This is a genomic window from Methylocystis sp., assembly GCF_051061225.1.
Lineage (GTDB): Bacteria > Pseudomonadota > Alphaproteobacteria > Rhizobiales > Beijerinckiaceae > Methylocystis.
On the sequence record NZ_JBPFEB010000031.1, the window covers coordinates 100,610 to 127,125 of the forward strand.

Below are 26,516 nucleotides of genomic sequence, written 5' to 3' on the forward strand. Positions count from 1 at the left end.
CCCCATACCTCCCCCTTGCGGGGAGGTCGGCGGTCGAAGACCGCCGGGTGGGGGGTCTCGCCGCTGCATGGTCGATGTGGCGTTACCCCACCCGACCCGGCTTCGCCGGGCCACCCTCCGCGTAAAGGGGAGGGATGAGCTCGCGAGGAGCTTTCGCAGGATGGCGTCATCCGCGCGCCTTCCTGATCAGCGCCAGCGCCTCCGCCGGATCGAGCCGGCCGTCATACAACGCGCGGCCGGTAATGGCGCCCGCGAGCTTGGCGCAGTCGGGCTGCAACAGGCGCTCGATATCGGCGAGCGACGCGAGACCGCCGGAGGCGATTACCGGAATCGTCAGCGCATTGGCGAGCGCCAGCGTCTGCTCGATGTTCAGGCCCGTCAGAACGCCGTCGCGCGAAATGTCGGTGTAGATGATGGCGCTGACGCCGGCGTCCTCGAAGCTTCTGGCGAGATCGAGCGCCGACATGCGCGTCGTGCGCGCCCAGCCCTCGACCGCGACCATGCCGTCCTTGGCGTCGATGCCGACCGCCACGCGGCCGGGATAGATCCGCGCCGCCTCGCGCACGAAGGAGGGGTCCTTCACGGCCGCCGTGCCGATGATCACGCGCGTCACGCCCTTGTCGAGCCAGGCGGAGAGCGTGCGCATGTCGCGAATGCCGCCGCCGAGCTGCACGGGGATCGTCAGGGCCTTGAGGATCGACTCCACCGCCGCGGCGTTGCGCGGCGCGCCCGCGAAGGCGCCGTCGAGATCGACCACATGCAGATATTCGAAGCCCTGCGACTGGAAGGCGCGCGCCTGTTCGGCGGGATCGTCGTTGAAGACGGTGGCGCGGTCCATGTCGCCCTGTGCGAGGCGGACGCACTGGCCTTCCTTCAGATCGATTGCGGGAAAGAGAATCACGGACGCCACCTCAGGAAATTGGCGATGAGCGCGAGGCCGAGCCTCTGGCTCTTTTCGGGATGAAACTGGACACCGACGAGATTGTCGCGCGCGACGGAGGCCGTGAGCGGCGAACCGTAATCCGTCGTGGCGAGCACATGACGCGGATCGGCCGGCTTCAGGTGATAGGAATGGACGAAATAGGCGTGGAGGCCCTTTTCGCCGGTCGGGATGTCGGCAAAGACCGGATGCGGGCCGGCGAGCGCCAGCGTGTTCCAGCCCATATGCGGGATCTTCAGCGAGGGATCGTTCGGCTCGATGGCGACCACGTCGCCGCCGACCCAGTCGAGGCCGGGCGTCTCGCCATGTTCGAGCCCGCGCGCGGCCATCAGCTGCATGCCGACGCAAATGCCCAGGAACGGCCGCCCGCGCGCAATCGCCGCCTCCTGCAGGGCCTCGTAGAGACCCGGCAGCGCGAGCAGACCGCCCCGGCAATCGGCGAAGGCGCCGACGCCCGGCAGAACGACGCGGTCGGCGGTGCGCACGACCTCGGGATCGTTGGTGACGCTGATGGCGTCCGTCACGCCCGCCTCGCGCGCGGCGCGCTCGAACGCCTTCTGCGCCGAATGCAGATTGCCCGAGCCGTAATCGATGATCGCCGTGGTCACGCGCCCCTCTCCACAGGGCCGCGGACCTCTCGCGCCCGAAGGCGCTCGAAATAGACCACCTCGGCCTCCTCCTCGTTTTCCCCAATCACGACATCGCTCTCGACAAATCCGCGCCGATGCAGGGACCATGCGAGAATGCGCCCGCCCTCGAAGCCGAGAAAGAGCGATACGGCGAGGCCGGCGAAGCTCATGGCGTCGACCGGAATCTTCAGCAGCGCCCCCGCTCCCGCCACGGCGGCGAGGACCAGCGCCCACAGCAGGGCCGGAAGCCAGGCGCGCTTCCACATGAACCACAGCGGCCCGAAAACAAAGGCCCAGGTGGAAAAACCATCGCGCAAAAAGACGATTTTTTCCGCAGCCGGGCGCTCGCCGGGCGCCGTCGGCGGCAGATGGACGGTAAATGACGTCATGACGGCCCTCCCTCCTTAAAGACCAAACGCGGCCACCGCTCAGGCGGTCAGCGTGCCCTTGGTGGAGGGCGCCTCGCCCTGCGTCCGGCGGGGGTCGAGCGCCACCGCCTTGCCGAAGGCGCGGGCAAAGCCTTTGAACGCGCTTTCGGCGATATGATGGCTGTTCACGCCCTTGAGACTGTCGATATGCAGGCCGATCCGCGCCTGCACGGCGAAGGCCTGAAAGAATTCCCGCATCAGCTCCGTGTCGAAGGCGCCGATGCGCTCCGACGGAAAGGTCACGTCATAGACGAGAAAAGGCCGGCCCGACACGTCGACCACGACGCGGGTCAACGCCTCGTCGAGCGGCACGTGAGCGTCGCCGTAGCGCGCAATTCCCTTGCGGTCGCCCAGGGCCCGGTCCACGGCCTGCCCCAGCGCGAGACCCACGTCCTCCACGGTGTGGTGGCCGTCGATGTGGAGGTCGCCCTTGGCGAGCACGGTGAGGTCGAGAGGGGCGTGGCGGGCGATCTGATCGAGCATATGATCGAAAAAGCCGATTCCCGTGGAGATGTCGGACGCCCCCGCGCCGTCGAGGTCGACGGTGACGGAAATCGTCGTTTCCTTGGTTTTGCGCTCGATTGTGGCGCTGCGCATCGGGAATGGGCCTTCCGGAAAGACTTGAAGGACGGCGCGGCCGCCGGCCATGAGCGGCAGCTTGTAGCAATTTCGTCGCATCTTCGCCACCCGGCCCCGGGGGTACGCGAAATGGCGGGCGTGAGCAAATCCCTCCCCTTTACGGTGCGGAGGACCCGCCGTAAGGCTGGGTCGGGTGAGGTCCAGCCCTGGGTGGCCCCACCCGGAGGCCTGCCGCCGCCATCCTTGCTCGAAAGGGGAGGGATGGGATGGTCTCGCAGGCGCGCCGTACATGCCGGAGGGTTCCATGAAATCGTCCCCGCTCGCCCTGCTCCTGGCGCTTACCGGCCTGCCTGTCGCCGCCGCCGCCACGCCCGAGGCCGACTACATCGCCGCCCGCGACGCCGCCATCGCGAAACTCGCCAGGATCGAGGCCAAAAACCCCGGCGCCGACACCAGCAAGCTGGATCAGCAGGCGCTCAAGGGGCTCGAAGGGCGGCTCGCATCCATCATCGGCGGCCTGTCGATCACGCCCTACCCCGCGACCGGCAAGATCGCCTTCGACACGCTGTCGAAAAACGAGGTCGGCTCGGGCGGGCTGGACGCGTTGCGCTTCTCGACGGCCGATGGATCGCAACAGGTCACCGTCACGACGGACGGGCTGCTGGCCCGCTGGCTCAGCAAGCCGGAAGACTGGTGGCGCAAGACGAGCAAGACGCCGCCGCCGATCGAGGCGGCGCTGGCCAATCCCGAGTTTTACACCTACGCCGTCGGAGTCGACGCGGCCCTCACAAAGACCGTGGACCTGACCGTCGCGACGCCGGCGGGCGCCGCCGACGCGCACGCGCTGCTCGGCGGCTGGGCGCAGGACGTCGGCCCCAATCCGGAACAGGAGATCGTCGTCGCCCTGCGCAAGGGCGGAAAGCTCTTCATCGCTCAGGAGAAGGCACGCAGCTACAGGCCCATTCCCGCCTGCGAGGCGATCTGGACCGAAGCGCAGCGCAAGGCGGACGCGACCTACAAGTCATACGCGGACGGCGGCGCCAGGGATCAGAAGCTCATGGCCGCCTATGACGCCCTTCAGGGCGACGCCGACAAGGCCTACCGGGCCTGCTACGCCGAACGCCTGCCGCGGGCGGAGTTCTACCCGGCGCTGGCAAAGGAGGCGCAGGCGGTCGCCGACCGCTTCAGGGGCGAGTAAGCGGGCGCGGCCGCGCCCTTGCTCAAGCCGATCCAAGCCCCTACATGGCGCTGACATAAATCGTTTCGGAAGGCCCCGAATGGAAAGCGAACGCGAGACGTCGCCCCTGATGCATGCGACGACGATCATCCTGATCAAGAAGAAGGGCGAGACGGTGATCGCCGGCGACGGCCAGGTCAGCCTTGGCCAGACCATCATGAAGGGCAACGCCAGAAAGGTGCGCCGACTCGGCAAGGGCGACGTCATCGCGGGCTTTGCGGGCGCCACGGCGGACGCCTTCACGCTCTTCGAGCGGCTCGAAACCAAGCTGGAGCAATATCCCGGCCAATTGATGCGCGCCTGCGTGGAGCTCGCCAAGGACTGGCGCATGGATCGTTATCTGCGCCGGCTCGAAGCCATGATGCTCGTCGCCGACAGGAATGTCGGGCTGGTGCTGACGGGCTCCGGCGACGTGCTGGAGCCGGAAGCCTCGGACGGCGGCGCCGTCGCGGCCATCGGCTCGGGGGGCAATTATGCGCTCGCCGCCGGCCGCGCGCTGATCGACACGGACGCCGACGCCGAAACCATCGCGCGCCGCGCAATGATTATCGCCGCCGACATCTGCGTCTATACGAACCACAACATCGTGGTGGAGAAAATCTGATGGCTGATTTCTCGCCGCGCGAGATCGTCTCCGAACTCGATCGCTATATCGTCGGCCAGGCCGAGGCCAAGCGCGCCGTGGCCATCGCTCTGCGCAACCGCTGGCGCCGTCTGCAACTGGAAGGGCAGATGCGCGAGGAGGTGATGCCCAAGAACATCCTCATGATCGGCCCGACAGGCTGCGGCAAGACCGAGATCGCGCGCCGCCTCGCCCGTCTCGCCAACGCCCCCTTCCTCAAGGTCGAGGCGACGAAATTCACAGAGGTCGGCTATGTGGGCCGCGACGTGGAGCAGATCGTGCGCGATCTGATGGAAGTCGCCGTGGTGATGGTGAAGGAGCGCCGCCGCAAGGAGGTGCAGGCCCGCGCCGAAAAGGCGGCGGAAGAGCGGGTGCTCGACGCGCTCGTCGGTCCGGCCTCCTCGCCCGGAACGCGCGAGACCTTCCGCAAAAGGCTGCGCGACGGCGAACTCGACGACAAGGAAATCGAGATCGAGCTTCAGGCCTCGGGAGGCGGCATGCCGATGTTCGAATTGCCGAACATGCCGGGCGGCGGGAGCGTCTCCGCCTTTTCCCTGGGCGACATCTTCGGCAAGGCGATGAATCGCGGCAAGCCGCGCAAGCTCACGGTGAAGGAGGCCCATGGGCCGCTGCTCACGGAGGAAAGCGACAAGCTCATCGACCAGGAGGCCACCATCCGCGAGGCCATCCATGAGGTGGAGAACAACGGCATCGTGTTCATCGACGAGATGGACAAGATTTGCGCGCGCGAGGGCCGCAGCGGCGCCGACGTCTCGCGCGAGGGCGTGCAGCGCGACTTGCTGCCGCTGATCGAGGGCACGACGGTCTCGACCAAGCATGGGTCTGTGAAGACCGATCATGTGCTCTTCATCGCCTCCGGCGCCTTTCATGTCGCCAAGCCGTCCGATCTCCTGCCGGAGCTTCAGGGCCGCCTGCCGATCCGCGTGGAGCTGGCCTCGCTCAACGAAGACGACTTCCGCCGCATTCTCACCGAAACCGAAGCCTGCCTGACCAAGCAATATGTGGCGCTGATGGGCACGGAAGGCGTGGCTCTGCGCTTCGACGCCTCGGCGATCGACGCCATCGCAAAGGTCGCCGTGGCGGTGAACACCTCGGTCGAGAACATCGGCGGGCGCCGCTTGCAGACCGTGATGGAGCGCGTGCTCGACGACATCAGCTTCTCGGCCTCCGACCGGAGCGGCGAGACCATCGTCATCGACGGCGATTTCGTCGAGGAGCACATCGGCGATCTGGCGAAGAACCGGGATTTGAGCCGGTTTATTTTGTGAGGGTATTGGGGGCGGCAGCCCCCTCCCCACCCCTCCCCCGCTGACGCGGGAGAGGGAGCAGATGCGGGCCTTCATCGAGAATGCTGCTCATGAGCGTCCCCTCTCCCGCGAAGCGGGGGAGGGACAGGGAGGGGGCCTCTCAGCGATGACTCAGCTTGCGCGCGCTACCCCTTCACGTTCAGAAGCTGCGTGAGGTGATATTTCACCCTGACCAGATCTGACTGCGCGGCGATCACGGCGGATATATCCTTGTAGGCCGCGGGGCTCTCATCCAGGACGCCGGCGTCCTTGCGGCACTCGACGCCTTCGGTCGCCTTGATATGCGCGTCCAGCGTGATCTGCTTCAGGGCTTGCGTTCTGCTCATCCTGCGACCAGCGCCGTGCGAGCATGAGCAGAAGCTCTGTTCATTGCCCAACCCTTCGACGATGTAGCTGCCGGTTCCCATCGAGCCGGGGATGATGCCGAGATCGCCCTTGCGGGCGCGCACGGCGCCCTTGCGCGTGACCCAGATGTTCTTGCCGAAGTGATTTTCCTTGGCGATGTAATTGTGGTGGCAGTTCACCGCCTCCTCGGACACCTCGAATTTCGGAACATGCTTCTGGATCGTCGCCAGCGTGTTGGCCATCATCGACTCGCGGTTCGCCCATGCGAAATCCTGCGCCCAGTGCACGGCTTCCACATAATCGTCGAACAGCGCTGTCCCTTCGGGAATATAAGCGAGGTCCGCGTCCGGGAGATTGATGAAATAGCGGCGCATGTCCTCCTTGGCCTTCTCGATGAAGTAAGTCCCGATCCTGTTCCCCGCCCCGCGCGAACCCGAGTGCAGCATGACCCACACATGGCCCTCGGTGTCCTTGCAGACCTCGATGAAGTGATTGCCCGTGCCGAGCGTGCCGAGGTGATTGACGCTGTTCTGCGCCCGCGCCTTCGGATGTTTGTCGATGATCTTCGCATAACGATCCGCGAGCGACCGCCAGCGCGCGGCGATGGCCTGCGTGATGTCGCTCCAGGCGCCCCGGTCATTGGCCCCGCCATTGTCGGTCCGCCCATGTGGAACGGCCGCCTCGATGTCGCAGCGCATGGCGTGCAGATTGTCGGGCAGGTCTGACGTATGGATCGACAGGCGCCAGGCGAACATGCCGCAGCCCAGATCGACGCCGACAGCGGCGGGAATCACCGCGCCCACGGTCGGCACGACGGAGCCAATGGTCGCGCCCTTGCCGAGATGGACATCCGGCATGACGGCCAAGTGGTTATATATGAAGGGCATTTCCGCGACGCGCTTGAGTTGCTCGACCGCATCGTCTTCAACGGAAACGCCGTCGCACCACATCTTGATGGGCGCTCGGCCGCCCTCCGGCGGGACCACCTTGTAAGCCATTTTACGTCCTGAATTTATTGCGAGGATCGCCCCTCTCAAAGAATAGCGCGACGGATCGCCCGCCACAGCCGGCAAAAGCAGCGCCCAAGCTGCCTAGCCGATTCGACATCGCCCGTCATCCGTTCCAGCTCCGCCGGATCAGAGATTTGCCCGACACTTGCGCCCGCCGCCCGGCATTGTCATAAGTCCGGCCAAAGTTTCCTCAACCTTCGGCCCGACCATGTCCAAATTCCCCCAACGCGTCTTCTCCGGCGTGCAGTCCACCGGCAATCTGCATCTGGGCAACTATCTCGGCGCCATCGTCAAATTCGTCGAATTGCAGAAGAGCTTCGAGTGCCTCTACTGCGTCGTCGACCTGCACGCCATCACCGTGCCGCAGGACCCGATGGAACTGCGCAACAACACGCGCGAGATCGCTGCGGCGTTTCTGGCCTGCGGCATCGACCCGAAGAAGAACATCGTCTTCAACCAGAGCCAGGTGCCGGAGCACGCCGAACTCGCCTGGGTGCTGAACTGCGTCGCCCGCATCGGCTGGCTCAACCGCATGACCCAGTTCAAGGACAAGGCGGGCAAGGACCGCGAGAACGCCTCCATGGGCCTGCTCGACTATCCGGTCCTGATGGCCGCCGACATTCTCATCTACCGGGCCACCCATGTGCCGGTCGGCGACGACCAGAAGCAGCATCTCGAACTCGCGCGCGACATCGCGCAGAAGTTCAACAATGACTACGGCCCGTCGATCGAGCGCAATGGATTCGGCGACGCCTTCTTCCCGCTGCCCGAGCCGCTGATCTCCGGCCCCGCGACGCGCGTGATGAGCCTGCGCGACGGGACGAAGAAAATGTCGAAATCCGACGCGTCCGATTATTCGCGCATCAATCTCTCCGATGACGCCGATCAGATCGCCCAGAAGGTGAAAAAGGCGAAAACCGATCCGGAGCCCCTGCCCTCCGAGGAGAAGGGCCTGGAGGGACGCGCCGAGGCCGACAATCTCGTCGGCATTTTCGCGGCGCTGTCGGGCCGCGCCAAGGCGGATGTGCTCGGCGAATATGGCGGCGCGAATTTCTCGACCTTCAAGAGCGCGCTGGTCGATCTCGCCGTCGCGAGACTCTCGCCCATCACCGCGCAGATGCGCCGGATTCGCGAGGACGAGGGCTATATCGACACGGTGCTGCGCGACGGCTCCGAACGCGCCCGCGCCATCGCCCGCGAGAACATGAACGCCGTCAAGGATATCGTGGGCTTCCTGCGGTAATATTCAGCCCGTCGGCGCGACTGCGGGGCGCCCCCTCCTCTCGAATTCGCGGGAGAGGATACCGGGGCGTCACGGCCTTTCGACTCTCAACGCGCCATCCCCTCTGGTCGCGGCCCGCCCGTCGCCCAGTCCAGCAGCTCCACCAGATGCACGACGGGGAGCGCGGTTCCGGCGCCGATCTGCATCATGCATCCAAGATTGCCCGCCGCGATGACATCCGGCGCGACGCTCTCGATATTGGCGACCTTTCGCGCGCGGAGCGGCTCGGCCAGCTCGGGCTGCAGCAGATTGTAGGTTCCCGCCGACCCGCAGCAGATATGCCCCTCCGGAACCGCCAGGACCTCGAAGCCCGCGCCCTCCAGCGCCGCGACCGGCGGGCGCGTGATCTTCTGGCCATGTTGCAGGGAGCAGGCGGCATGATAGGCGACGCGGAGCCTCGGCGCCGCGCCGACTTTGAGCGCCAGCTTCTCCACAAGCTCGCTCACGTCGCAGGCCATCGCCGAAATGCGCGCGGCCTTGTCGGCGAAGCGTGCATCGTTGCGAAAGAGATTGCCGTAATCCTTCACGCTCACGCCGCAGCCCGACGTGGTGATGACGATATGATCCAGGCCGCCACGCTCGATCTCGCGCGTCCAGGAGTCGATCGTGCGTCGCGCCAGCGCCAGGGACGCATCGACCTTGCCGAGATGGTGCGGGAGCGCGCCGCAGCAGCCCGCGCCCTCGGCCACGACCACTTCGACGCCGTGACGCGCCAGCAGGCGCACGATCGCTTCATTGATGCGCGTGTCGAGCACGGATTGCGCGCAGCCGTTCAGCAGAACGACGCGCATGATCCGCGCGCCCTCCGCCGGGAAGACCTGCGGGCGGTCCGCATCGGACGGCGCCGGGACGCTCTCCGGCGCCAGCGCCAAGAGCGGCTTCAGACGCTGCGGCAGAAGAGCGGCGAAACGCTTGCCCAGAGGCGCGAGGCGCAACGCCGCGCGAAAGAGCTTCGGACGTGGCAGGATGAAGGCGAGCAATGTGCGCAGCGCCCTGTCCGCGAAGGGACGGCGACATGTTTTCTCGATCCGCGCGCGCGCGTGATCGACGAGATGCATGTAATGCACGCCGGAGGGACAGGTGGTCATGCAGGAGAGGCAAGAGAGGCAGCGGTCGACGTGGCGGGTGGTGCGCGCATCCGCCGGCCGCCCGTTCTCCAGCATTTCCTTGATGAGATAGATGCGGCCGCGCGGTGAATCGAGTTCGTCGCCGGTCAGGAGATAGGTCGGGCAGGTCGCGTTGCAGAAGCCGCAATGCACGCAGGCGCGCAGGATCTTTTCCGATTGCGCCATGTCGGGGTCGGCCAGCGCCGCTAGCGAGAAATGCGTCTGCATCTCAATACTCCGCCCGCATGCGCCCGCGCTCCAGAATATGCGCGGGATCGAAACTTTCCTTCACGCGGCGGGTGAGCGCGGCGAGCGGCGCGGGCTGCGGGTGAAACACCTCGACGCGCGCGCGCGTCTCGTCGGACGCGCGCATGAGCGTCGCATGGCCGCCGAAAGCGTCGACGGCGGCGCGCAGGGCGGCCGCATGGGCATCCGCCGCGGGCTCGAGACAAAGCCAGACGAGCCCGCCCGCCCAGTCGTAGAAATGCGCCAGAATCGGCGCGCCGCTCTGGCGCAGCCGCTCGACCGCCCGGAGGCCGTCCGTGGGCGCGAGCGAGAGGCGCCAGACCTGGCCGGACTGGGCGCAGACAGGGGCCGCGTCGCGGATCGCCGCCCAGAAGGCCGCCGACCGCGCCGGAGACAGCGTTTCGAACTCGGCGCCGCTGTCCGAGAGCGCCGCCGCCAGCGCGTCGCGGCGCGTCGCGACGGAAATCTCCGGTCCCTCGATGCGCAGAGCCGCGACAGCAGCGCCGCGCCCCAGCGGCGCGGCGCCCGCCGGCAACATGGCGAAGGCGGAGACCTCGTTCGGCGTGCCGGACGCCCGGCGCAATTGCGCGAGACCCTGCGCCTCGTCGAGGCCGAGAAGCAGCAGCGTCTGCTCGGTCTCCGCCTTCGGCAGGACCTTCAGGGTCACATCGGTGAGGATCGCCAGCGTGCCGAACGAACCCGTGACCAGCTTGGAGAGGTCATAGCCGGTGACGTTCTTCATCACGCGGCCGCCGGACTTCACGATCTCGCCGCGTCCGGTGACGCAGTGAAACCCCAACAGATGGTCGCGCGCCGCGCCGGCCTTGATGCGGCGCGGCCCGCAGGCGTTGACGGCGATCACGCCTCCGATGGTGGCGCCGCGCGTGGCCCCGCCGAAGAGCGGCGCGTGGTCCATCGGCTCGAAGGCGAGTTGCTGACCATTGGCGTCGAGCACCGCCTCGATCTCGCGCAGGGGCGTTCCGGCGCGGGCGGAGAGCACCAGCTCCTCCGGCTCGTAGAGCGTCACGCCGGTCAGCGCGCGCGTCGAGAGCTCACGCGGATGCGGCGCATGGCGGCCGAGGCGCCTCTTCGTGCCGGCGCCGACGATCGAGAAGGGCTGGTTGCGCGCATTGGCGGCGCAAATCGCCTCGGCCGCGTCGGCGGCGTCGCGAATGTCCAGCGTGGCGATGGCGGCGTCCATATCTAGAACCTCGGCAGGTCGGGGAAAGGCGCCTTGCCGCCCACGACATGCATCATGCCGAATTCGGCGCAGCGATGCAGGGTGGGAAACACCTTGCCGGGATTGAGGCGGTTCATCGGATCGAAGGCGCATTTGACGCGCATCTGCTGCTCGAGGTCGGCTTCGGTGAACATCTCGCCCATCAGGTCGCGCTTTTCGACCCCGACGCCATGCTCGCCGGTCAGAACGCCGCCGACCGAAACGCAAAGGCGCAGAATGTCGAATCCAACCTTCTCCGCACGCTCCATCTCACCCTCCTTCGAGGCGTCGTAGAGGATCAGCGGATGCAGATTGCCGTCGCCGGCATGGAAGACATTGGCGACTTTCAGCCCTTCGCGTTTGGCGATCTCATCCATGCCCGCGAGCACCTCGGGCAGGCGCGCGCGCGGGATCGTGCCGTCCATGCAGAGATAGTCGGGCTCGATGCAGGAGACGGCGGGGAAGGCGTTCTTGCGTCCGGCCCAGAATTGCAGGCGCTCGGTCTCGCTCGTGGAACTCTTCGTGGTCGTCGCGCCTTCGGCGCGCGCAATGGTTTCGACGAGGCCGACGAGGCAGTCGACCTCCGCCTGCGTTCCGTCCAGCTCGACGATGACGAGGGCCTCCGCGTCCATCGGATAGCCGCAGGGCTGGAAACGCTCGACGGCGTGGATGGTGGCCTTGTCCATCATCTCCATGCCGCCGGGGATGACGCCCCGCGCGATGACCGCGCCGACGAAGCGCGCCCCGGCCTCGACGCTGGGGAAACCCACGAGCAGGCAGCGCGCCACGGACGGCTTTTGCAGGATGCGCACCGTGACTTCCGTCACGACGCCGAGCAGGCCCTCGGAGCCGGTCATCAGCCCGAGAAGGTCGTAGGCCTCGCTGTCGAGGTGCTTGCCGCCGAGCCGCACGACCTCGCCGCCCATCAGCACGACTTCGAGGCCCAGGATATTATTGGTCGTCAGGCCATATTTGAGACAATGCACGCCGCCGGCGTTTTCGGCGACATTGCCGCCGATCGAGCAGGCGATCTGCGAGGAGGGATCGGGCGCGTAATAAAAGCCCCTGCCCTCGACAGCCCGCGTGATCGCAAGATTCTGCACGCCCGGCTGCACGCGCGCGCAACGATTTTCATAGTCGATCTCGAGCACGCGGCTGAACTTCGACATGCCGAGCAGAATGCCGTCGACCAGCGGCATGGAGCCGCCGGAGAGCGACGTTCCGGCCCCGCGCGGGACGACCTTGACGTTCATCTGCGCGGCAAGCGCCATGATGGCGCTCACCTGCGCGACGGTCTCCGGCAGGGCGACGACGAGCGGCAGCGCCCGATACATGGTGAAGGCGTCGCACTCATAGGCGCGCCGCGCCGTCTCGTCGACAATGAGGCTGGTCGGGGGAAGAATGGCGCGCAGACGTTCGATCAGCTCGTCTCGGCGCGCGAGAATGTCCGGCTCCGGCGCGGGCATGATGAGCGTCAATTGGCGAGCGCCTCCTCCTGCGCTGTGATTGTCCCCGCCGCCGGAGGGCGCGGGCGTTGCGCCGGCGGCCGCGTCGTGGGATGTCCCTTTAGCGGATTTCTTTGTGAACGAAAAAATCCCTAGTCGAGCCGCAGTTTGGGCGCAAGCCCGGCCCGTGGGGGAGAAAGATTTGAGCAGGGAGCAACCATGAAGATGAAATTTGCCCTCACGCTTGCCGACGCCAAGCGCGTGGCGGCCGCCGCCGCTCAGGAGGCCAGGCGCAACGAGTGGGCCGTGGTGATCGCCATCGTCGACGAGGCGGGCCTGCTCGTCTATCTGGAACGGCTGGACGGCGTGCAGCCGGCCTCCTGCGACATCGCCCAGGCCAAGGCGCGCGCCGCCGCCCTGTTCCGCCGCCCCACCAAGGCTCTGGAAGAGACCGTCGCCGCCGGGCGCGTGGCGCTGCTCAGCCTGCCCCACATCACCCCGGTGGAAGGCGGCCTGCCGCTCTCGCACGAGGGGCAGGTCGTCGGCGCCATCGGCGTCTCCGGCGTCCAGTCCTTCGAGGACGGCATTGTCGCCAAAGCGGGGGCCGACGCCCTGGCGACGGACGCGTAGCCGAGCGCGCGGCGCGCCATCACGCCTCGCCGCCGCCCAGAGCGCGCCGGGCGCGGCCGACGACCTCGGGCGGCAGGGATTCCGCGCCCACGAAGGCGAGAAGCAGCGCTTCGTCGCCCGCCAGATGATCGAGGACGGCGAGCTGAAAGGCAGGCTCGCCGAGCAGGTTGCGCACCTCGCTCCCCTCGAGGCCCGTGAGCGCGAGGAAGCGCGCGGCGCGCTCCTCGTCCTGCGCGAGGAAAGCAAGCGCGCGCAGCGCGAGTTCGGACGCCGGGGGGCCCGCGGCCTTCGGAGGTCGGTTGTTGAACGGGAGCCTGCCGGTTTTCATTAATCTTCCAGTGCTAGATTAAGTTTCAACCGGCCTGCGCTCCGCGGCGCGTTCGCGCCAGGCGCCGGGCGGCTGAGTGAGCAGCGTCATGAAAAAGACCGTCCTCATCGTAGAGGATAATGAACTCAACATGAAGCTCTTCAACGATCTGTTGGAGGCGAACGGACATGCGACGCTGCGCACCAAGAGCGGCGTGGAGGCGGTCGCGCTGGCGCGCGAGCACCGCCCCGATCTCATCCTGATGGACATTCAACTGCCCGAGGTCAGCGGGCTCGAAGTCACGCGCTGGCTCAAGGACGACGAGGAGCTCCGCGCGATCCCGGTCATCGCCATCACCGCCTTCGCGATGAAGGGCGACGAGGAGAAGATCCGGCAGGGCGGCTGCGAGGCCTATTTGTCCAAACCCATTTCCGTGGCGAAGTTTCTCGAAACCGTGAACGCATTTCTGAGCGAAAAGAATTAGGAGACCGCCGCAACATGACTGCCCGCGTTCTGATTGTCGACGACCTGCTGCCCAACATCAAGTTTCTCGAGGCGCGTCTGTCCGCGGAATATTTCGACGTCGTCTCGGCCACCAACGGCCCGGAGGCGCTGGAGCTCTGCCGCGACGGCCGCATCGACATCGTGCTTCTCGACGTGATGATGCCGGGGATGGACGGCTTCGAGGTGTGCACGCGCCTGAAGGCCGATCCCGCCACGATGCATCTTCCGGTCGTCATGGTGACGGCGCTCGATCAGCCGGCGGACCGCGTGCGCGGACTCGAATGCGGCGCCGATGATTTTCTGACCAAGCCCGTCGACGAGATCGCGCTGATCGCCCGGGTCCGCTCGCTGACCCGCCTGAAGATCATGCTGGACGAGCTGCGCGCCCGCGCCAGCACCTCCGCCAATCTCGGCCTGGCGTCGCAGGAGCCCAACGACGGCGCGCGCGGCCGCATCCTGCTCGTCGAGGACCGGCCGAGCTCGGCCGAACGCATCGTCGCCAGCCTGCGGGATTTTCACGACGTCGAGGTGGAGACCCACCCGCCGGACGCGCTGTTCCGCGCCGCCGAGAACAGTTACGAGCTGGTCGTCGTCAGCCTGAATCTGTCGGAGTTCGACGCGCTGCGCCTGTGCAGCCAGCTTCGCTCGCTGGAGCGGACGCGGACCATCCCCATCCTTCTGCTCGCCGAAACCGAGGACCGCCCCCGCCTGCTGCGCGGCCTGGACCTCGGCGTGAACGACTATGTGTTGCGCCCGGTGGACCGCAACGAGCTGATGGCCCGCGTGCGCACGCAATTGCGACGCAAGCGCTACGCCGATTCGCTGCGCGACAATGTCCAGGCCGCGATCGAACTGGCGGTTGTCGACGCGCTCACCGGGCTCAACAACCGCCGCTTTCTGGAGACGCATCTGGCCCAGGCGCTGGATCAGTCCGCCCACAAGGGCCGGCCGCTGTCGCTGATGATCCTCGACATCGACCACTTCAAGTCCGTCAACGACACTTATGGTCACGACGCGGGCGACGAAGTGCTCAAGGTTTTCGCCCGGCGCATCAAGAGGGTGCTGCGCAGCGCCGATCTGGTCTGCCGGCTGGGCGGGGAAGAATTCGTGGTGGTGATGCCTGACACTCCGCTGGCGGTCGCGCAGCGCGTCGCCGAGCGCGTGCGCGCCGTGGTCGAGGGTGAAGGATTCCCGATCGACGACGCCCGCATGATTCCCGTGACGACCTCGATCGGCCTGGCCGAGCGCGGCTCCGACGCCAACGCCGACGCCCTGCTCCGGCGCGCCGACAAGGCGCTGTACGCATCGAAATCCGCGGGCCGCAACAGGGTGACGGCCGCCGCCGCCTGAGGCCTTTGAAAAAATGTCACGCCGGGCTTGCGGCGCGCGTCCGGCTGAACTATACACCGCTGCGTCGACGCCGCGCGTCGGCCGAAACCTCCCCCAAGAGGTGGGTAAAATGCTGGGGCCATAGCTCAGTTGGGAGAGCGCTTCAATGGCATTGAAGAGGTCGTCGGTTCGATTCCGTCTGGCTCCACCAATCAAATCCGCGAAGACAAAAAATTTGCACCAATAGCCGAGCCCGCGTGTGGCCGGGCTGCGGCGACGTCTCCTGCCCGATAAGGTCAGCCGCCCCGCACGCCGCCCGCCTGCGGCGGTCACGACCATTCCTTTAGCTTAACAACATCTGAAGGGTTTAGCCGCGCGCGCGGAGGCCCCGCTGGCAGCGAAGAGAGGAACCGCGACGCGGCGACAGGGTTAATGTCCGGCGGTCAACGCGGACAGGTTCGAGCGCAAAGACAGGCTCTCGCCCGACGCGTGCATGCGGAGGAGACCGAATGCGGCGCGACCTGGAACGCCATCAAAGGCCTCGTCCCCGCCAGAGACGGCGCCGCGCCGCATGACCATGATGCCCGGCGCCTCCGAAATCGGCCGGCTGACGGCTCCCGACTCCTTCCTGTGGGCCGTGGGGATCGAGGATACGTTCATCACCGCGCCGCACGCGCGCACGGGCCGCACGCTCGATGAATATGAGCTGACCGGCCACTATGAGCGCTGGCGCGAGGATATCGGCCTCATGGCGCATCTTCGCGTGCCCTGCGCGCGCTATGGCGTCCCGTGGCATCGCGTGCAGCCGGCGCCGAAGGTCTGGTCCTGGGGCTTCGTCGACGCGGCCTTCGAGCGCATGCTCGAGCTGGAGATCGAGCCCATCGTCGATCTTGTTCATTACGGGCTGCCCGCCTGGATCGAGGGCGCCTATCTTCATCCCGACTATCCCCGCCTCGTCGCGGAATACGCCACGCGGCTGGCGGAACGGTTTCGCGGGCGCCTGAAATGGTACACGCCGCTCAACGAGCCCCGCATCACGGCCTGGTATTGCGGCCGGCTGGGCTGGTGGCCGCCCTATGAAAGAAGCTGGAACGGCTTCGTCTCGCTCATGCTCGCGATCTGCAAGGGCATTGTGGAGACGGTGCGGGCGCTGGAGCGGGTCGATTCGGAGATCGTCCCCTTCCACGTCGATGCGACCGACATCTTCGACACGGATGACCCCGCCCTCGCGCCCGAGGCGCGCAGGCGGCAGGAGATCGTGTTCCTCGCGCTCGATCTGATCAGCGGCCGTGTCGATCGGCGTCATGTCCTGTGGGACTGGCTCCTTGGCCATGGCGCGGACGAGCAGGTTCTCGCCGACTTCCTGCATCAGCCGCTCGACCTGCCGATCATTGGCGTCAATCTCTATCCGATCTTCACGAGCAAGCGGCTGCTGCGCGACGCCCATGGCCGCCTGCGCATCCGCATGCCGCACGCCTCCGGCGCGCTGGTGGAGAAGATCGGCAAGCTTTACTTCGACCGCTACGGCGCGCCGCTCATGATCTCCGAGACGGCCGACAAGGGCTCGGTCGCGCGGCGGCTCGACTGGCTGAATCAATCCGTCGCCGCGGTGAGAGGGTTGCGCGCCGGCGGCGTTCCCATTGTCGGCTACACATGGTGGCCCATGTTCGCGCTGGTGACCTGGGCCTGGCGCCAGGGCCGCCGGCCGCTGCACGATCACCTTCTGCAAATGGGCCTGTGGAATCTCGACCCCGACCCGCTGGGCGATCTCGCGCGCATCGAGACTCCCCTCGTGGGCGCCTATCGCGACCTCGTGCGGCGCGGCGCCGAAGGCGTCGGCCCCCTCGCCCGCCCGTTTTCCACCCGCAACCGGAAGCGCGCCAGCTAGCGCGCCTTCCCAATTCGATTTGACGAAGAGCGCGGAGGAGCACTCATGTTTCGAAGCTTCTTTTTTGCCGGGTTCGAGGGCTCGACCGGCTACAACCAGCACGGGGAATGGTTCGATCAGATCGTCGCGACGGGCCATGACCGGCGCGTTCACGAAGATTATCGCGACATTGCCGCGCATGGCCTGCATGCCGCGCGTGAGACGGTCCGCTGGCCGCTGGTCGATCGGGCGGGCCGCCATGATTTTTCAACCCTGACGCCGTTCATCGAAGCGGCGAGGCGCAGACGCGTCGATGTCGTCTGGGACCTGTTCCACTACGGCTTCCCGAGGGACGTCGATCTCTGGTCGAAGGCCTTTCCCCGCCGCTTCGCGGATTATTGCTATGCTGTCGCGCGCTTCATCATGTCGCGCTCGGAAGGGCCCTACGTCTTCACCCCCGTGAACGAACCCTCCTTCATGGCCTATGCGGGCGGCGAAAAGGGACTCTTCGCGCCGCACGCGACGGGCCGCGGCTGGGAGCTGAAGGTCGCGCTCGCGCGCGCGGCGATCGCGGGGATCGGCGCCATTCGCGCCGCCTGTCCGACCGCGCGTTTCGTCAATGTCGACCCGCTCTGCCGCGTCGTCGCGCCGGAAGACAGACCCGAACTGGCGGCGGAAGCGGAGGATTTCAACGACCGGCTCGTTTTTCAATCCTGGGACATGCTGTGCGGGCGGCTCCTGCCGGAACTCGGCGGCAGCCCGGAGCATCTCGACATCGTCGGGATCAATTACTACTGGACCAACCAGTGGGAGCTCGACGCCGCGCCCGACGCGCGCGGAATCCTTCCGCCGCTCGCCGAGGACGACCCCCGCCGCGCGCCGCTGGACGCGCTCGTTCGGTCCGTGTGGAAACGCTACGGGCGCGAGGTGATGATCACCGAAACCAGCCATGTCGGAGACCGGCGCGGCCCATGGCTGCACGAAGTGGTGCGGGCCGCCGAGACCCTGCTCGAGGAAAACGCTCCGCTGCGCGGCGTCTGCCTCTATCCGATCCTGGGCATGCCGGAATGGCATGAGCGGGACGTCTGGACGCCGATGGGCCTGTGGGACCCCCTCTGTCATGAAGATCCCGCCGCCGGCCGCCTGATCTGTGAACCGATGCTCGCCGCCCTGAAAACGGCGGAACGAGTCGAAGCCCTGCACCGGCAGGCGGTGCGCGCGTCGGAAAACACGCCGGCGCCGCGCCTGGACGACTGGCGCACATGGACGCGCAGGCCCTCAAGCGACGCCAATCCGGGCGCGCGCCGGGACCGCGCAATACGCCGCCTCTGAGCGCTGCTCATAAAAAAAAGACGACCCATCGTGGCAAAAAAATAAGCCCGGGTCTGACGACCCGGGCAGGGGGAGGGATCCGACTGATGTCTCTTGGGTTCTACACTCGGCGCCCCGCGTCCGCTGCGGGAAAACCGGCCATTCGGGCCGCATTTTCCGCCGTCAGGAAAACGCCTCCGAGCGCGCGGCATGCTCCAGCGCCAGACTGGCGCTGACGGAAAACTCCCGCCGGATCGCCTCGACGATCCTCTGGATCGCGGCCTCGGCGTCGCCTCCGCGCTGCTCCGCGGCGACCGCCCGCTGCTCGGCGGCGGACAGCTCGGCGTCTTTCGCCGCGAGATAGGAGTGCAGCAATTCGATGTCTTTGTTGGCCTGAGCCAGAGCCGAGGTCAGCTCCGCGATCTCGGCCTTGGCCTGACGCAGCGCCGCCTCCGCGCGATCGGCGCGCGCCTCCGCGTTGCGCAGTTGCTCCTTGACGGCCTTCGCCGCATCATGGGCGCGCGCGACGGCGGTGGCCGCCTGCTGCTCGCGCTGCCGGATAGAGGCCGCCGCCTCCGACACCAGCGCCAGGACGGAGTTTGCCGCGTCCTCGGCGCCGCCAGCCCGGCGCATCGAACCCCTCATCGACGGGGAGCTCGGTTCATCGAGTTGAACTAATCTGTTCACGACTTGGTCCAGGTCCAGCGCCGCCAAAGCAACCCCCGCGTTTGCAAAATATCTGGTTCATCCACACTCGATACGCATTTTAAGCATTTGGCAAGAAATGCCGAAAAATCTCAACCCAAAGGCGTGTCGCGCGCGGCGCTCGCTCGCGCGCCGAACTTCGAGAGTCATTCATATCATGCAGTTAAGTGCAATTGTGGATAACCGATCGTCGACATGCGCCGGCCCCGAAACGCCCCTGTTCCAGCGCGGCCGAAGACGTCGCGAAGCACGCGGAGCGAATCAGTTCGCTGGCGCCGCCGGCCGCGCGGGCGCGAGCGCTGCGTGGCCAAGCGCAATCGAGCTCATGAGCCGCTGAACCAGTTATAGCCAAGCTTTTCCCAATAGCCGCCCGGATTGTCGTTGGTGACGAAAATCTCCGTGACGAATTTCGGATTCTTGAATCCGAGCTTGGTGGGAATGCGAATTTTGATCGGATAGCCGTATTTCGTTTCGCCCGGCCTGCCGGGGAAGTCGAGCGCGAGGAGCGTCTGCGGATGCAGCGCGCTGGGCATGTCGATGCTGGTCCAATATTTGTCGGCGCAGTGGAAGCCGACATATTTTGCGGTGAGATCGGCGCCGACACGCTCCAGAAAGGTTCTGAACGGAACCCCTCCCCATTTGCCGACCGCGCTCCACCCCTCGACGCAAACCTGGCGGGTGATCTGCGTCGCCTGCGGCAGAGCGCGCAACTCTGCAAGCGTCCATGCGCGCTTGTCGGCGATCCGTCCCGAGAGCGCCAGCCTGTAGCTCGCGCCGTCGACGACCGGCGCCAGCGCCTCCTCGTAATAGGCGTTGAAGGGAAACGGCGTCGTCAGCTCGGCTTCCGAATAGGTGGGCGCGAGTTTGTCGGGATTGAACAGCGCGGCCTGCACCCGGTCGTTCCAGCGCGACATGGCCCACAGCGCCCGGTCGACGGCGTCATCGTCCTTGAGCGTGCAGCCCGTCAGCAGAGACATCGCTCCCAGCGAGAGCCCCTGTTTGAGAAAAAGTCGCCGCTCGATGCGTTCGACCTGGGTCCGGAACCCTGCAAGCGACGGACGTTTTCGCGTATCCATTGGCGGCGCAGCCTCTCCGGAGGGGCGTCCACCCGTCCCCCTCAAGTCTTCGTCTCGGTGAATATGGGCCATCCGCCCGCGCTCGCCAAGAATGCAGCCCGCCAAGAATGCAGCCCACCAGGAATGCGCGGCCCGAGAAAAATGCGCGGCGCCCGCGATTTTCGCGCGGCGGCGTGCTAGGACGGAGGCGTCAGTCAACCCTGCGGCCAACCCATGACGACCATCCGACCGTTCAGCCTCCCGATCCTCATCGCCGTCGCCGTCGCCCTCCCCTCCGCCGCCCCCGCCGGCGAGAACGAGACCCTGAAAGGGTTGCTCATGGAGTGCGACACCTGCCACGGGATCAACGGCAGATCGGTCGTTCCCGATCAGACGCCGTCGCTCGCCGGCAAGAGCGAGACCTATCTGTTGCGTCAGCTTCAGGCCTTTCAGGCCGGCAAACGTTCGCATGGCGCCATGCTCATCATGGGTGAAAAGCTCACCCCGCGCGAGATGACCGCCATCGCGCGCCATTATGCCCGCATCAAACGATGACAGCTTCGCGGGCGCGGGTCGGTTGGTCCGTTTCAGGCAGACATAGGAATGCCCGGGCGTGGCGCGCAGGAAGAGCCATGGCTCCTTCATCACAAGCCGCGCTGGAGGCCTCATGTTTCTCCCTCCAGCTTTAATTTGACGGTCCACGCGCTCTTCGCCCTTTCGTCCCCTCCTTCCTGCCCCCCTGGCCGGTCAGACTGTCGCTGACGGCGCAGCGGATTAGATAGAATAAGGCGCAGCTATTCCCACGCCGGCCTCCATCGGCGTTCCCCAGGCTGGACCCGAGGGCCGCTCTCATGGATGACAAGGCCACCGATCGAGGACCGGAGCGACCGCTGGGCGGATCGTCGAAAGAGCCTGCGCTCATCGCCATGGTGCAGGGGCTCGTGCGTGAATTGCGGCCCAGGCAGGTCACGCCCCCGCACATCACCTGCGCAAGCCGGCTCGAGCAGGAGCTTGGCATTGACAGTCTGGCCCGGACGGAACTGACCGCGCGCATTGAGCGCATATATCGAATCCGCCTGCCGCTGGACCGTGTCGGCCAGGCTGAGACCGTCGGCGATCTTCTGGCGGCCATTGAGCACGCCCTGCCGAGCGACGCGCATTTTCTGGCCCGGCAGGCGCCGGCTCAGCCCCTGCCGCCCGCTCAGGCGCCCGCGGAGGCGCGGACTCTCGTCGAGGCGCTGGAATGGCATGTCGCGCATCATCCGGACAGGTTGCATCTGACCGTGCTGGAAGACGACCGCGTTGAAACCGGCGCCTATACCTACGACGCGCTGGCCCGACGCGCGCGCCGCATCGCGGCCGGACTTGTCGCGCGCGACATTGCTCCCGGCGACCGGGTCGCGATCATGCTGCCGACCGGCCCGGAGTTCTTCGCGGTCTTCTTTGGCGCGCTCTACGCCGGCGCGGCGCCCGTTCCGATTTATCCTCCCATGCGGCTGGCGCAAATCGAAGACCATCTGCGCCGCCAGGCCGGAATCTTGCAAAACGCCGGCGCGAGAATTCTTGTGACGATGCCGGAAGGCCTGGCGCTGGCCGCGCTGCTGCGGGCGCAGGCCCACAGCCTCGAGTCGATTGAAAGCACGGCGACGCTGGAGGCGCGCGAGGAAACCGCCTTGCCGGCGATCGTCGACGAGACCCTGCCGGCGCTGATCCAGTACACGTCCGGAAGCACCGGCGACCCGAAGGGCGTCGTGCTCAGCCACGCCAATCTGCTCGCAAACATCCGCGCCATGGGCGAAGCGATCAACGCGGGCTCGTCGGACGTCTTCATAAGCTGGCTGCCGCTCTACCACGACATGGGCCTGATCGGCGCATGGCTCGGCAGCCTCTATTTCGCCGCGCCGCTCTATGTGATGTCGCCGCTGAGCTTTCTCACCAGGCCCGCGAACTGGCTCTGGGCGATCCACCGCTTTCGCGGGACGCTCAGCGCGTCGCCGAATTTTGGCCTGGAGTTGTGCGTCAACAAGATCGACGAGGCGAGCCTCGAAGCGCTGGATCTCAGCTCGCTGCGCATGGTGGCGAATGGCGCGGAGCCGGTGAGCCCTTACACGCTGCGCCGCTTCACCGAGCGATTTCGTCGCCATGGCTTCCGCCCCGAAGCCATGGCGCCCGTTTATGGGCTTGCCGAAAACGCCGTCGGCCTCGCCTTCCCGCCGATCGGCCGCGCGCCCCTGATCGACAGGGTGGACCGCGAGGCGATGATGCGCAAAGGTCTCGCGCAGCCCGCCCGCGACGGCGACGCCAAAGCCATGGAGTTTGTGGCCAGCGGCCAGCCCCTGCCCCGCCATGAAATCCGCATCGTCGATGAAAACAACCGCGAACTCGGCGAACGACGCGAAGGACGACTCGAATTTCGCGGCCCGTCCTCGACGGCGGGTTATTTCGGCAATGAGTCGAAGACTCGCGATCTCATCCGCAATGGCTGGCTCGACAGTGGCGACCGCGCCTATATGGCGAATGGCGACGTCTTCATCACGGGCCGCATCAAGGACATCATCATCCGCGCGGGGCGTCATCTCTATCCGCAGGAGATCGAGGAAGCGGTCGGCCTCATTCCCGGCCTGCGCAAGGGCTGCATCGCCGTATTCGGCGCGCTCGACCCGCGCTCCGCGACGGAGCGCGTCATTGTCGTCGCGGAAACCGGCGAGACCGATCCGCAGGCGCGCGACGGTCTGATTTCACGCGCGCAACAGGTGGTGAGCGAGGTGAGCGGCGCGGTGGCGGACGAGATTGTCCTGATTCCGCCCCATGCCGCGCCGAAGACCTCCAGCGGGAAAATCCGCCGCAGCGCGGCGAAGGCCTTTTATGAAAAGGGCTGTCTCGGCGCGCCGAAACAGGCTGTGTGGCGACAGCTCACGCGGCTCGCGCTCGCCGCGGCGGGCACGCAGGGATGGCGCCTTCTGGCCTCGGTGCGCAGCTTCTTTTACGCCTGCTGGTGGTGGCTCGCCGTCGGGATCGGCTACGCCGTCGTGTGGCTCGGCGTGATGACCCTGCCGACGCTCCAGGCGCGCTGGGCGTTCTCCCGTAAAATCGCGCGCGCGACGCTCGCCGCCCTGGGCGTCCCGCTGGAGATCAGGGGGATCGAGCATATCCCGCCATCGAACGCCGCGCTCGTCTTCAATCATTCGAGCTACGCCGACGCCATTCTTCTCGCCGCGGCGCTGCCGGGCGAACCTGTCTTCGTGGCGAAGAAGGAACTGGCCGCGCAGATTTTCGCCGGCCCCTTCCTGCGCCGCCTCGGCGCGCAATTCGTCGAGCGCTTCGACGTCGCGGCCAGCCTCGCCGACGTCGAACGGCTTGTCGCCGCCGCGCGCACCGGACGCAATCTCGTCTTCTTCCCCGAAGGCACCTTCACGCGTCGGGCCGGCCTCACCGGATTTTATCTGGGCGCCTTCAGAATTGCGGCGCAGGCCGGGCTGATGGTTGTTCCGGGCGCCTTGTGCGGCACGCGATCCATGTTACGCAGCGGCCAGTGGTTTCCCAGATGGTCGCCGCTCAGCGCGCATATCGGGCCGCCGCTGACGCCGGCGGGCTCCGATTTCACCGCGATGATCGCGCTGCGCGACGAGGCGCGGAAATTCGTGCTGGCGCATTGCGGCGAGCCTGACCTCGATCAGCTCGTCAAGCCAAAGCCCTGACGCCCGTCGACCCGATGCCGCGCCGCTTCGATCCGCTGCTCGTCAATGATCCATTCGAAGATCCGGGTCTTTACGTCGACCTCGTCTTCGAAAAGCGCGCGATGCTGTTCGACATCGGCGATATCGCCAAACTGCCCACCCGCAAGGTCCTGCGCATCAGCGATCTCCTGATCACGCACCGCCACATGGACCACTTCGCCGGTTTCGACCGGCTTTTGCGGCTCGTGCTGGGCCGCGAGAAAACCATCGGCGTCTTCGGTCCCGCCGGCATGATCGACGCGGTGGATCACAAGCTTCGGGCTTACACATGGAACCTTCTCGACGGCTATGACGGCAATGTGAGCTTCCGTGTCACTGAATTGGACCCGTCCGGCGAAACGCGCGCCGCGATCTTCTCCGGACACGACGTCTTCCGTCGCCGGGAAGCCGAAGCGAGCGGCAATGCGAGTGGCCTGCTGATCAGCGAAGCCGCTTTCGAGCTCCGCGCGGCGACCCTCGATCACGGCGTGCCGGTTCTCGCCTTCGCGCTGCAGGAGCGCGCCCAGATCAACATCTGGCGCAACACGCTGGAGGCCGCGGGCCTCAGCGTCGGTCCCTGGCTGCGCATGTTCAAGGAGGCCATTCTCGCGGGCGCCCGCGACGATGTCGCTGTTCCGGTCCTCTGGCGCACCCCCGCGTCCGACGCGCCCGCAACGCTGCCGCTCGGCCAGCTCAAGCAGGAGATCATGCAGGTCTCGAAGGGTCGAAAGCTCGCCTATGTCGTCGACTGCGCCTATCACAGAGAGAACGCTGAAAAGATCATCCGTCTCGTCGAGGGCGCCGATGCGCTCTTCATCGAGGCGACCTTTCTGGACGCAGACGCCGCGATCGCCGCGCAGCGGCGCCACCTCACGGCGCGGCAGGCGGGCCTCCTTGCCCGCGCCGCGCATGTGAAACGCCTCGTCACCTTCCACTATTCCCCGCGCTACCGGGGCGAAGGCGAGCGCCTTGCGCAGGAGGCGCAGGACGCCTTTCTGCACGGCTGACTCATTCGGCCCTGGCCCGCCGCTCGCGCAGCTCGATGACTTCCGCCGACGCAGCCTTCTCGCCGGCGAGGAACCAGGATGGCGCCCGTCCCATGCCCTTCAGATCGACGACGCCGCCGCTCTCGAACTCGAAATCGTCGGCAAGGCGCAGACGCACAGAGTCGGAGACGTGAATGCGGTTCGCGTGGCCGGTGGATTCGTAGCGATTGGCCAGATTGACCACCTCGCCCCAGAGATCGTAGGAGAATTTCCGCTTCCCGACGACGCCCGCGACCACCGTGCCCGTATGCACGCCAATGCGAATCTGCAACGGGATCGGGAAGCTCTCTGAATAGGACCGCATGGCCTCGATCGCCTCCAGCGCGAAGTGCGCGATCCGCTGGCAATGCAGCGGCGTGCGATCCGGAACGCCAGCGACCACCATGTAGCAGTCTCCAATCGTCTTGATCTTCTCGAGCCGGTATTTTTCCGCAAGTTCGTCGAACCGCCCGAAGACGTCGTTCAACATGCGCACCGTTTCATAGGGTCCAAGTCTCGCGGCAATTCCTGTAAAGCCGACAATGTCGGCAAAGAGAACCGTGACTTCCGGATAGGTCTCAGCGATCATCTCCTCGCCATTGCGAAGGCGCTCCGCAATGACCGCCGGCAGAATGTTTCGCAACAGCTTCTCCGAGCGGTCGCGCTCCTTCGCAAGCTCATGCGAGGCTTCCTCCACCGCGCGCACCTTTTCCTCCAGCCGCGAGAAGGCCGAACGCAGCCTGTCCGCCATGTCGTCCATGGCGGCGCCGAGGCGTCCGATTTCGTCTGGGCCCGAGAGGCCGGTGGTCGTGTCGAGATCGCCGGCGCCGATGCGATGGACCGCCGTCATCAGCCTCGCGCCCCGACGCGCAAATTGCACAAAGAGAATGGCTGCCGCGGCGACGATGGACAGAAGGAACAGCGCCCCCATGACGGTGTTCACGCGCACCAGCCTGTCGGACCGCTCATTGAGCGCCGCAAGGGCAGCCTTCTCGCGGCTGTCGATCGCCTGCATGAAGGCGGCGATCGGCTGCATGATGTCGCCCTTCGCCTTCCTGTAACTTTCGTCGTTGAGAAGACGGATCGCCAGTTCCCGGTTCGGCGCGCCCTTTTTTGCATAGGCGCCGGAGCCGTCGTCGAACTCGCCCATTGCGGCGTGCATCGCCCGCAACTCCAATTGCGACAGCCTGTCGGACCGGTTCTTGGCGTCCTCCAGAAAATTGAATTCACGCGCCGTGATGCCGGTCTTCAGAAGGCGCTCTTCCAGAGACGCCGCGCCCTGCCGTGTCAGCGCCGGTTCGGGAAGAATTTTCGCGGCCACGAGATCCCAGTAGACGCTGTTGTAACCCGGCGGCGGCGCGAGCACGCCATTGCGGATATCGAGAATATCCTTGTAAAATCGCGACTCGCGCGGGTCGCCCGTCACGACGACGCTGCGCGAGAAACGCGTCAGATATTCCGAGGAGGCGCGAAGCTCGTCGGCGAGCTTGTATGACTCCAGAAATTGCGCCTGCTGGCTTTCAATGTCGTCCTGGACGCCTTCGAGCAGCATGCCGATGGAGAGGCTGGCGCCGGCCAGCAAGAGCGCCGTTGTGAAGAAGACAATGGAGAAATGTCGCAGTTGCATGAGCGTCCGGTCCAGGGCCAATGA

Annotated in this window: 24 protein-coding genes and 1 tRNA gene; 13 read left to right on the forward strand and 12 right to left on the reverse strand. The window is 66.3% G+C overall.

All coding sequences use genetic code 11. From position 1 onward, the window contains the following. Window positions 1-166 precede the first annotated feature (166 nt). From hisA to hisB, 4 genes are read right to left on the reverse strand one after another with little or no spacing between them, the layout of a single operon-like run. Complete coding sequence (hisA, locus tag ACR652_RS07360; RefSeq protein ID WP_434505870.1) at window positions 167-901, reverse strand: 1-(5-phosphoribosyl)-5-[(5-phosphoribosylamino)methylideneamino]imidazole-4-carboxamide isomerase; 735 nt, start codon at window positions 899-901, stop codon at window positions 167-169. After that, entirely contained in the window at window positions 898-1,548 is a 651-nt protein-coding gene (hisH, locus tag ACR652_RS07365) for an imidazole glycerol phosphate synthase subunit HisH (RefSeq protein WP_434505871.1), read from the reverse strand. Before hisH ends, hisA begins: the two co-directional genes overlap by 4 nt. After that, entirely contained in the window at window positions 1,545-1,958 is a 414-nt protein-coding gene (locus ACR652_RS07370) for a DUF2628 domain-containing protein (RefSeq protein ID WP_434505872.1), read from the reverse strand. Before ACR652_RS07370 ends, hisH begins: the two co-directional genes overlap by 4 nt. A gap of 39 nt (window positions 1,959-1,997) precedes the next feature. Continuing rightward, window positions 1,998-2,594: an imidazoleglycerol-phosphate dehydratase HisB gene (hisB, locus tag ACR652_RS07375; RefSeq protein WP_434505939.1), complete on the reverse strand. Its 597-nt coding sequence runs from the start codon at window positions 2,592-2,594 to the stop codon at window positions 1,998-2,000. 286 nt (window positions 2,595-2,880) lie between these two features. Between hisB and ACR652_RS07380 the strand changes: the two genes are divergently transcribed. From ACR652_RS07380 to hslU, 3 genes are all read left to right on the forward strand, one after another. After that, window positions 2,881-3,774: a hypothetical protein gene (locus ACR652_RS07380; protein WP_434505873.1), complete on the forward strand. Its 894-nt coding sequence runs from the start codon at window positions 2,881-2,883 to the stop codon at window positions 3,772-3,774. A gap of 79 nt (window positions 3,775-3,853) precedes the next feature. Next, window positions 3,854-4,417, forward strand: a complete 564-nt coding sequence (hslV, locus tag ACR652_RS07385) for an ATP-dependent protease subunit HslV (protein ID WP_434505874.1) — start codon at window positions 3,854-3,856, stop codon at window positions 4,415-4,417. Then, on the forward strand, window positions 4,417-5,724 hold the full coding sequence (hslU, locus tag ACR652_RS07390) for an ATP-dependent protease ATPase subunit HslU (RefSeq protein WP_434505875.1): 1,308 nt from the start codon (window positions 4,417-4,419) through the stop codon (window positions 5,722-5,724). Before hslV ends, hslU begins: the two co-directional genes overlap by 1 nt. Window positions 5,725-5,888: 164 nt before the next feature. Here hslU and ACR652_RS07395 read toward each other — a convergent pair whose 3' ends face one another. Continuing rightward, entirely contained in the window at window positions 5,889-7,106 is a 1,218-nt protein-coding gene (locus ACR652_RS07395) for an RtcB family protein (protein ID WP_434505876.1), read from the reverse strand. Between the two features lie 220 nt (window positions 7,107-7,326). On the opposite strand from ACR652_RS07395, the gene trpS reads away from it, so the two are divergent. Continuing rightward, a complete protein-coding gene (gene trpS, locus ACR652_RS07400; protein ID WP_434505877.1) occupies window positions 7,327-8,361 on the forward strand; it encodes a tryptophan--tRNA ligase in 1,035 nt (344 codons plus the stop codon). Between the two features lie 86 nt (window positions 8,362-8,447). On the opposite strand, the gene glcF is transcribed toward trpS, so the two are convergent. Genes glcF through ACR652_RS07415 form a run of 3 tightly spaced genes read right to left on the reverse strand, consistent with a single transcriptional unit; the run spans window position 8,448 to window position 12,449 of the window. Continuing rightward, entirely contained in the window at window positions 8,448-9,734 is a 1,287-nt protein-coding gene (glcF, locus tag ACR652_RS07405; protein WP_434505878.1) for a glycolate oxidase subunit GlcF, read from the reverse strand. 1 nt (window position 9,735) lies between these two features. Then, window positions 9,736-10,953, reverse strand: a complete 1,218-nt coding sequence (gene glcE / locus ACR652_RS07410; RefSeq protein WP_434505879.1) for a glycolate oxidase subunit GlcE — start codon at window positions 10,951-10,953, stop codon at window positions 9,736-9,738. Between the two features lie 2 nt (window positions 10,954-10,955). Continuing rightward, window positions 10,956-12,449, reverse strand: coding sequence for an FAD-linked oxidase C-terminal domain-containing protein (locus ACR652_RS07415; RefSeq protein WP_434505880.1), 1,494 nt, complete (start codon window positions 12,447-12,449; stop codon window positions 10,956-10,958). A gap of 186 nt (window positions 12,450-12,635) precedes the next feature. Here ACR652_RS07415 and ACR652_RS07420 point away from each other — a divergent pair, with 186 nt between their 5' ends. Then, complete coding sequence (locus ACR652_RS07420; protein WP_434505881.1) at window positions 12,636-13,046, forward strand: GlcG/HbpS family heme-binding protein; 411 nt, start codon at window positions 12,636-12,638, stop codon at window positions 13,044-13,046. Between the two features lie 19 nt (window positions 13,047-13,065). On the opposite strand, the gene ACR652_RS07425 is transcribed toward ACR652_RS07420, so the two are convergent. Next, complete coding sequence (locus tag ACR652_RS07425; RefSeq protein WP_434505882.1) at window positions 13,066-13,374, reverse strand: DUF3572 family protein; 309 nt, start codon at window positions 13,372-13,374, stop codon at window positions 13,066-13,068. An 88-nt stretch (window positions 13,375-13,462) separates the two neighbouring features. Here ACR652_RS07425 and ACR652_RS07430 point away from each other — a divergent pair, with 88 nt between their 5' ends. The 5 genes from ACR652_RS07430 to ACR652_RS07450 all read left to right on the forward strand — a co-directional run bounded on the left by ACR652_RS07430 (window position 13,463) and on the right by ACR652_RS07450 (window position 18,385). Beyond that, window positions 13,463-13,837, forward strand: coding sequence for a response regulator (locus ACR652_RS07430; protein ID WP_434505883.1), 375 nt, complete (start codon window positions 13,463-13,465; stop codon window positions 13,835-13,837). A 14-nt stretch (window positions 13,838-13,851) separates the two neighbouring features. Beyond that, window positions 13,852-15,207, forward strand: coding sequence for a PleD family two-component system response regulator (locus tag ACR652_RS07435; protein ID WP_434505884.1), 1,356 nt, complete (start codon window positions 13,852-13,854; stop codon window positions 15,205-15,207). Between the two features lie 114 nt (window positions 15,208-15,321). Continuing rightward, window positions 15,322-15,397, forward strand: a tRNA-Ala gene (locus ACR652_RS07440). 360 nt (window positions 15,398-15,757) lie between these two features. Then, a complete protein-coding gene (locus tag ACR652_RS07445) occupies window positions 15,758-17,074 on the forward strand; it encodes a family 1 glycosylhydrolase (RefSeq protein WP_434505885.1) in 1,317 nt (438 codons plus the stop codon). A gap of 45 nt (window positions 17,075-17,119) precedes the next feature. Continuing rightward, window positions 17,120-18,385, forward strand: coding sequence for a glycoside hydrolase (locus ACR652_RS07450; protein ID WP_434505886.1), 1,266 nt, complete (start codon window positions 17,120-17,122; stop codon window positions 18,383-18,385). Window positions 18,386-18,547: 162 nt separating this feature from the next. Here the strand turns inward: ACR652_RS07450 and ACR652_RS07455 are convergent, their stop codons facing one another. Both ACR652_RS07455 and ACR652_RS07460 read right to left on the reverse strand, forming a co-directional pair. Beyond that, complete coding sequence (locus ACR652_RS07455) at window positions 18,548-18,997, reverse strand: ABC transporter permease (protein WP_434505887.1); 450 nt, start codon at window positions 18,995-18,997, stop codon at window positions 18,548-18,550. A gap of 395 nt (window positions 18,998-19,392) precedes the next feature. After that, entirely contained in the window at window positions 19,393-20,145 is a 753-nt protein-coding gene (locus ACR652_RS07460) for a molybdopterin-dependent oxidoreductase (protein ID WP_434505888.1), read from the reverse strand. A gap of 213 nt (window positions 20,146-20,358) precedes the next feature. Here ACR652_RS07460 and ACR652_RS07465 point away from each other — a divergent pair, with 213 nt between their 5' ends. The 3 genes from ACR652_RS07465 to ACR652_RS07475 all read left to right on the forward strand — a co-directional run bounded on the left by ACR652_RS07465 (window position 20,359) and on the right by ACR652_RS07475 (window position 24,847). Beyond that, window positions 20,359-20,679 (forward strand): c-type cytochrome, encoded by a 321-nt coding sequence (locus tag ACR652_RS07465; RefSeq protein ID WP_434505889.1) that lies wholly within the window; start codon window positions 20,359-20,361, stop codon window positions 20,677-20,679. A 296-nt stretch (window positions 20,680-20,975) separates the two neighbouring features. Further along, complete coding sequence (locus ACR652_RS07470) at window positions 20,976-23,822, forward strand: AMP-binding protein (RefSeq protein ID WP_434505890.1); 2,847 nt, start codon at window positions 20,976-20,978, stop codon at window positions 23,820-23,822. Between the two features lie 14 nt (window positions 23,823-23,836). Beyond that, entirely contained in the window at window positions 23,837-24,847 is a 1,011-nt protein-coding gene (locus tag ACR652_RS07475; RefSeq protein WP_434505891.1) for a ribonuclease Z, read from the forward strand. A gap of 1 nt (window position 24,848) precedes the next feature. Here the strand turns inward: ACR652_RS07475 and ACR652_RS07480 are convergent, their stop codons facing one another. Next, on the reverse strand, window positions 24,849-26,492 hold the full coding sequence (locus tag ACR652_RS07480) for an adenylate/guanylate cyclase domain-containing protein (protein ID WP_434505892.1): 1,644 nt from the start codon (window positions 26,490-26,492) through the stop codon (window positions 24,849-24,851). Between the last annotated feature and the right edge of the window lie 24 nt (window positions 26,493-26,516).

Excerpts from the sequence above, each read along its gene's own strand:
- trpS (WP_434505877.1), top strand. The coding sequence starts at position 7,327 with ATGTCCAAATTCCCCCAACGCGTCTTCTCCGGCGTGCAGTCCACCGGC.
- glcF (WP_434505878.1), bottom strand. The coding sequence starts at position 9,734 with ATGCAGACGCATTTCTCGCTAGCGGCGCTGGCCGACCCCGACATGGCG.
- ACR652_RS07460 (WP_434505888.1), bottom strand. The coding sequence starts at position 20,145 with ATGGATACGCGAAAACGTCCGTCGCTTGCAGGGTTCCGGACCCAGGTC.
- ACR652_RS07420 (WP_434505881.1), top strand. The coding sequence starts at position 12,636 with ATGAAGATGAAATTTGCCCTCACGCTTGCCGACGCCAAGCGCGTGGCG.
- ACR652_RS07475 (WP_434505891.1), top strand. The coding sequence starts at position 23,837 with ATGCCGCGCCGCTTCGATCCGCTGCTCGTCAATGATCCATTCGAAGAT.
- ACR652_RS07455 (WP_434505887.1), bottom strand. The coding sequence starts at position 18,997 with ATGCGCCGGGCTGGCGGCGCCGAGGACGCGGCAAACTCCGTCCTGGCG.
- ACR652_RS07425 (WP_434505882.1), bottom strand. The coding sequence starts at position 13,374 with ATGAAAACCGGCAGGCTCCCGTTCAACAACCGACCTCCGAAGGCCGCG.
- ACR652_RS07395 (WP_434505876.1), bottom strand. The coding sequence starts at position 7,106 with ATGGCTTACAAGGTGGTCCCGCCGGAGGGCGGCCGAGCGCCCATCAAG.
- hslV (WP_434505874.1), top strand. The coding sequence starts at position 3,854 with ATGGAAAGCGAACGCGAGACGTCGCCCCTGATGCATGCGACGACGATC.
- hisB (WP_434505939.1), bottom strand. The coding sequence starts at position 2,594 with ATGCGCAGCGCCACAATCGAGCGCAAAACCAAGGAAACGACGATTTCC.
- ACR652_RS07470 (WP_434505890.1), top strand. The coding sequence starts at position 20,976 with ATGGATGACAAGGCCACCGATCGAGGACCGGAGCGACCGCTGGGCGGA.
- ACR652_RS07370 (WP_434505872.1), bottom strand. The coding sequence starts at position 1,958 with ATGACGTCATTTACCGTCCATCTGCCGCCGACGGCGCCCGGCGAGCGC.
- ACR652_RS07465 (WP_434505889.1), top strand. The coding sequence starts at position 20,359 with ATGACGACCATCCGACCGTTCAGCCTCCCGATCCTCATCGCCGTCGCC.
- ACR652_RS07380 (WP_434505873.1), top strand. The coding sequence starts at position 2,881 with ATGAAATCGTCCCCGCTCGCCCTGCTCCTGGCGCTTACCGGCCTGCCT.
- ACR652_RS07445 (WP_434505885.1), top strand. The coding sequence starts at position 15,758 with ATGACCATGATGCCCGGCGCCTCCGAAATCGGCCGGCTGACGGCTCCC.
- ACR652_RS07430 (WP_434505883.1), top strand. The coding sequence starts at position 13,463 with ATGAAAAAGACCGTCCTCATCGTAGAGGATAATGAACTCAACATGAAG.
- glcE (WP_434505879.1), bottom strand. The coding sequence starts at position 10,953 with ATGGACGCCGCCATCGCCACGCTGGACATTCGCGACGCCGCCGACGCG.
- ACR652_RS07480 (WP_434505892.1), bottom strand. The coding sequence starts at position 26,492 with ATGCAACTGCGACATTTCTCCATTGTCTTCTTCACAACGGCGCTCTTG.
- hslU (WP_434505875.1), top strand. The coding sequence starts at position 4,417 with ATGGCTGATTTCTCGCCGCGCGAGATCGTCTCCGAACTCGATCGCTAT.
- ACR652_RS07435 (WP_434505884.1), top strand. The coding sequence starts at position 13,852 with ATGACTGCCCGCGTTCTGATTGTCGACGACCTGCTGCCCAACATCAAG.
- ACR652_RS07450 (WP_434505886.1), top strand. The coding sequence starts at position 17,120 with ATGTTTCGAAGCTTCTTTTTTGCCGGGTTCGAGGGCTCGACCGGCTAC.